The 4376-nt window shown below is 66.4% G+C and carries 3 protein-coding genes and 1 pseudogene; 3 read left to right on the top strand and 1 reads right to left on the bottom strand.

The window, feature by feature from the left end:
- Positions 1-422: 422 nt before the first annotated feature.
- Positions 423-1505 carry a 3-phosphoserine/phosphohydroxythreonine transaminase gene (gene serC / locus VFL64_RS02750; RefSeq protein WP_489538851.1) on the bottom strand — a complete coding sequence of 361 codons (1083 nt, stop codon included), beginning with the start codon at positions 1503-1505 and terminating at the stop codon, positions 423-425.
- A gap of 87 nt (positions 1506-1592) precedes the next feature.
- Between serC and sbcB the strand changes: the two genes are divergently transcribed.
- The 3 genes and pseudogenes from sbcB to VFL64_RS02735 all read left to right on the top strand — a co-directional run.
- On the top strand, positions 1593-3026 hold the full coding sequence (gene sbcB, locus VFL64_RS02745) for an exodeoxyribonuclease I (RefSeq protein WP_489538850.1): 1434 nt from the start codon (positions 1593-1595) through the stop codon (positions 3024-3026).
- Positions 3027-3048: 22 nt separating this feature from the next.
- A complete protein-coding gene (locus VFL64_RS02740; protein ID WP_489538849.1) occupies positions 3049-3756 on the top strand; it encodes a hypothetical protein in 708 nt (235 codons plus the stop codon).
- 111 nt (positions 3757-3867) lie between these two features.
- Positions 3868-4376: pseudogene (locus VFL64_RS02735) on the top strand (peptidase S8); the annotation flags it as partial.

The raw sequence follows: 4376 nt of genomic DNA, 5'->3' as shown, positions 1-4376 counted from the left end.
GGGCCCCTTGGTGAGCCGTCGAGCAGCGCAGGGCTTGGGGGCTGCGTGCGCCAGCACGCTTCGTCTTCTGACTTCGCGCCGCCTGTCTGAACGCAGCGGCCGCAGGCCGCGTAGTGAGTTGGGCGCGAGCCCCCAAGAACGAGCAGCGCAGAGCAGTCGCCCCTAGGGCGACTGGCGAGCAGGGTGCCCTTTCTTTTGCCTTCTTTTCTTTGGGCAAGCAAAGAAAAGAAGGTGCCCTGCCGGGGGCATATCCCGGCAGCGGCCTCACGCAGTGAACAAGAACCTCATGCGCATGCAGGCACAAGGCTTCGATACCTCAGCCTGAGCGGACTGTGGTGTGAGAAGAGGGTTCAGCCAGAACGGAAGGTGGTGTGCGAAGAGCGACGTGCCTCAGCAGCGAACGTCCATTGAGGCGCAACCCCTCAAGCGTTCTGCGCCGCGAACTCCTTCATGTAGGCCACCAGCGCCTTCACGCCATCGACCGACATCGCGTTGTAGATCGACGCACGCATCCCCCCCACCGACCGATGCCCCTTGAGCTGCAGCATGCCGCGCGCCTCGGCCCCCTTCAGGAAGGCCGCGTCCAGCGCCTCGTTCTTCAGCTTGAACGGCACGTTCATCAGCGAGCGGTCTTCCTTGGCAATCGGGCTCGTGTAGAACGAGGTGCTGTCGAGGTAGTCGTACAGCACCGCCGCCTTGGTGCGGTTGTGCGCTTCCATGGCCTTCAAGCCGCCCTGCGCCTTGATCCACTGGAACACCAGCCCGGCGACGTAGATCGCGTAGGTGGGCGGCGTGTTGAGCATGGAGTCGGCTTCGGCCTGCTGCTTGTAGTCGAAGGCCGAGGGCGTGATGGGCAGGGCGCCGCCCAGCAGATCCTCGCGCACGATCACGATGGTCAGGCCTGCGGGGCCGATGTTCTTCTGGGCGCCGGCGTAGATCAGGCCGTACTTGCTCACGTCGACCGGGCGCGACAGGATGTCGGACGACATGTCGGCCACCAGCGGCACCTTGCCGGTGTCGGGCACCCAGTGGTACTCGACGCCGCCGATGGTTTCGTTGGAGCAGATGTGCACGTAGGCAGCGTCGGGGTCGAGCTTCCAGGTGCTTTGCTTGGGCACGCTCGTGAAGTTCGTGTCTTCCGAGGAGCCGGCCACGTTCACCTTGCAGAAGGCCTTGGCCTCCTTGATCGACTTCTTGGACCACTCGCCGGTGTTGATGTAGTCGGCGCTGGTCTTGCCGCGCAGCAGGTTCATCGGGACGATGGCGTTCTGGCCGATGGCGCCACCCTGCAGGAACAGCACCTTGTAGTTGGCGGGAATCGCCATCAGCTCGCGCAGGTCGGCCTCGGCCTGGGCGTGGATGGAGATGAACTCCTTGCCGCGGTGGCTCATCTCCATGACCGACATGCCGGAGCCCTTCCAGTCCAGCATCTCGTCGGCTGCCTGGCGCAGAACCGATTCGGGGAGGGCGGCGGGGCCGGCGCTGAAGTTGAAAACGCGAGTCATGGAAAGGTCTCCGGGGGAGGGGGCTGAACGAGCCCGCAAGCTTAGCTGAAGCCCGGCAACGGCCTGCAGGCTGGTAGATTGCGCCCGATGACCGACACCACCTTCTACTGGCACGACTACGAAACCTTCGGCCGCGTGCCGCGCCGCGACCGGCCATCGCAGTTTGCCGGCGTGCGCACCGATGCCGACCTGAACGAGATCGGCGAGCCGCTGATGATCTATTGCCAGCCCGCGCCCGACTACCTGCCCGACCCGGAGTCGTGCCTGCTCACCGGCATCCTGCCGCAGACCTGCCTGGAGCAAGGCCTGCCTGAGCATGCGTTCGCCGATGCCATCGAGAAGGAACTGGCCCGCCCCGGCACCATCGGCGTGGGCTACAACTCGATCCGCTTCGACGACGAGGTAACGCGCCACCTCTTCTGGCGCACGCTGATCGACCCCTATGCGCGCGAGTGGCAGAACCAGTGCGGCCGCTGGGACTTGCTCGACGTGGTGCGCATCACCTGGGCGCTGCGGCCCGAAGGCATCGAGTGGCCCAAGCACGACGACGGCCGGCCCTCGTTCAAGCTGGAGCACCTCACCAAGGCCAATGGCCTGGTGCATGAGGCGGCGCACGATGCCTTGTCGGACGTGCGCGCCACCATCGCGATGGCGCGGCTCATCAAGCAGCGCCAGCCCAGGCTGTGGGACTTCTGCCTGCGCCTGCGCAAGAAAGACGAGGTGCTGCGCGAGATGGGCACGGGCAAGCCCTTCCTGCACGTCTCGGGCATGTATGGCGTGGAGCGCGGCGGCATCGCCCTCGTGTGGCCGCTGGCGCCGCACCCCACGAACAAAAACGAGGTCATCGTGTGGGACTTGTCGGCCGACCCGTCGGAGCTGTTCACGCTGGGCGTGGATGCCATCCGCCAGCGCATGTTCAGCAAGACCGAAGACCTGCCCGAGGGCACGACCCGCCTGCCCATCAAGACCATCCACATCAACAAGTCGCCCATCGTGGTGGGCAACTACAAGCCCTTCGGCTCCGTGATGGCCGAGCGCTGGGGGCTGGACCTGGAGCAGTCGCTGCGCCATGCCGAGCTGGCGGCGCAGAAGGGCCAGCTGCTGGCCGGCATGTGGCCGGCGGTCTTCGAGCGGCCTGCACCCGAAGGCCAACCCGACGTCGACGAAGACCTGTACGGCGGCTTCGTCGGCAACGACGATCGCCGCAGCCTGCAGCGCTTGCGCAGCCTCAGCCCCGCGCAGCTGGCCGACAAGCGCCCGGCGTTTGCCGACAAGCGGCTGGACGAGCTCTTCTTCCGCTACCGGGCCCGCAACTTCCCCGAGACCTTGAGCGATGCCGAACGCGCGCAGTGGCAAGAGCATTGCGTGCATCGCCTGCACGACGGGGCCGGGGGCGCGCTGACGCTGCAAGCCTTTTTCGAGCACATCGACCATTTGCAGGAGGATGCCGACGAGCGAGGCCAGGAGATCCTCGGCGCGCTCGTCGACTACGCAACCGAGATCGCGCCCGAGCGCGACTGATCATTTGCCAGGGGAGGCTTTCATGTCGTTCACTCGATTCGCCAGCGGCTTGGCCGCACTCACGGTGCTCGCCGGTTGCGGCAGCGTGCAGAACGCCTACGTCAAGGACACCAGCTCACCGGCCTATGCGGTGCGCGCCACCCTGCGGGGCGGGGACGCCGACGCGGGCGGCCGCAAGCGTGGGCCTGGCGTCGAGATCGGCTACGAGGGCTACCGGGCCGAGGGGACGCAAACGCTGAATGCCGGAGAAAGCATCTGGCTGCCAGGCGGTGCCGTCTTCGGCCCGCAGACGCTGAGCCACACAGCCCGGGTCGAGCAGTTCTACGTGGCCTACAACCACCGCCTTCGCTTCGGCAGCTCCTTCGAGTTGGAGCCTTACGTCGGGGTGACTTCGGCCAAGCTGAAGTTCGAAACCACACCCTCCGGCAGCTCGACCGCGATGCTGCTGGACAACCGAGAGACCGGCGTGACGGCCGGCATCACGCCGCGCTGGCGCTTCACCGATCTTGTTGCGACAGAGTTTCGCTACAACTACATCGAGACCCACGAATTCGTCCGTGGCAGCAGCTACGAGGTGGCGGTGGTCGTGACGCCTGTGCCGCAGGTCGGCTTGCGTCTCGGATGGTCGGACCGGCGGCACTTCGTGAAGTCGGATGCCACGCCGCAGGTGGGCTCTGAAGTCAGCATCCGCGCCCGTGGCCCCCTGGCCACCCTGCAGTTCGATTTCTGACGCGCAAAACCTGGGGTTAACGCTGTTTTGCACGACCGTGCATAAAACTCTACATTGGTGATTCACTGCCCGGCACGGGGCAGATGTCACACCAAGACGAGGAGACACCCCATGTACACGACCCACGGGCCACGGCTGGCCTTGGCGGCGCTTGCGCTGGCCACACTTTCCACGGCGGCCCACGCGGGCAGTGCCGATGCCGCGGCGATCGCTGCGGCCGAGTCGCCCACCGATCGCCTGATCATCAAGTACCGCAGCGAAGCCCCCGCGGCTGTGGGTCAGCCGGGGTTGCTGGGCCATGCCACCGATGCGGCCGCACGCCGCGGCCTGAAGCTGCAACTGCTGCGGCGTGGCGCGCTCGGCACCCATGTGATGCGCCTGGAGCAGCGCCTGTCGCATGCCGAAGTGCGCCAACTGGCCCGCGAGATCGCTGCGGGCGACAGCAACGTCGAGTACGCCGAGCCCGATCGCATCCTGCATGCGCTGGCCACGCCGAACGACACCCAGTACGGGCAGCAATGGCACTACTACGAGGCCACCGGCGGCTTGAACCTGCCCCCGGCCTGGGATCTGTCCACCGGCTCGGGCGTGGTGGTGGCCGTCATCGACACCGGCTACCG

The organism is Rhizobacter sp. (assembly GCF_035702065.1).
In the GTDB taxonomy this organism is placed as follows: domain Bacteria; phylum Pseudomonadota; class Gammaproteobacteria; order Burkholderiales; family Burkholderiaceae_C; genus Rhizobacter.
Note: the sequence above shows the minus strand (reverse complement) of the source record. Positions and strands in the feature narration are given on the sequence as shown.

What these genes read in the sequence shown, in the direction of transcription:
- serC (WP_489538851.1), bottom strand. Translation starts at nt 1,505, where the DNA reads ATGACTCGCGTTTTCAACTTCAGCGCCGGCCCCGCCGCCCTCCCCGAA.
- sbcB (WP_489538850.1), top strand. Translation starts at nt 1,593, where the DNA reads ATGACCGACACCACCTTCTACTGGCACGACTACGAAACCTTCGGCCGC.
- VFL64_RS02740 (WP_489538849.1), top strand. Translation starts at nt 3,049, where the DNA reads ATGTCGTTCACTCGATTCGCCAGCGGCTTGGCCGCACTCACGGTGCTC.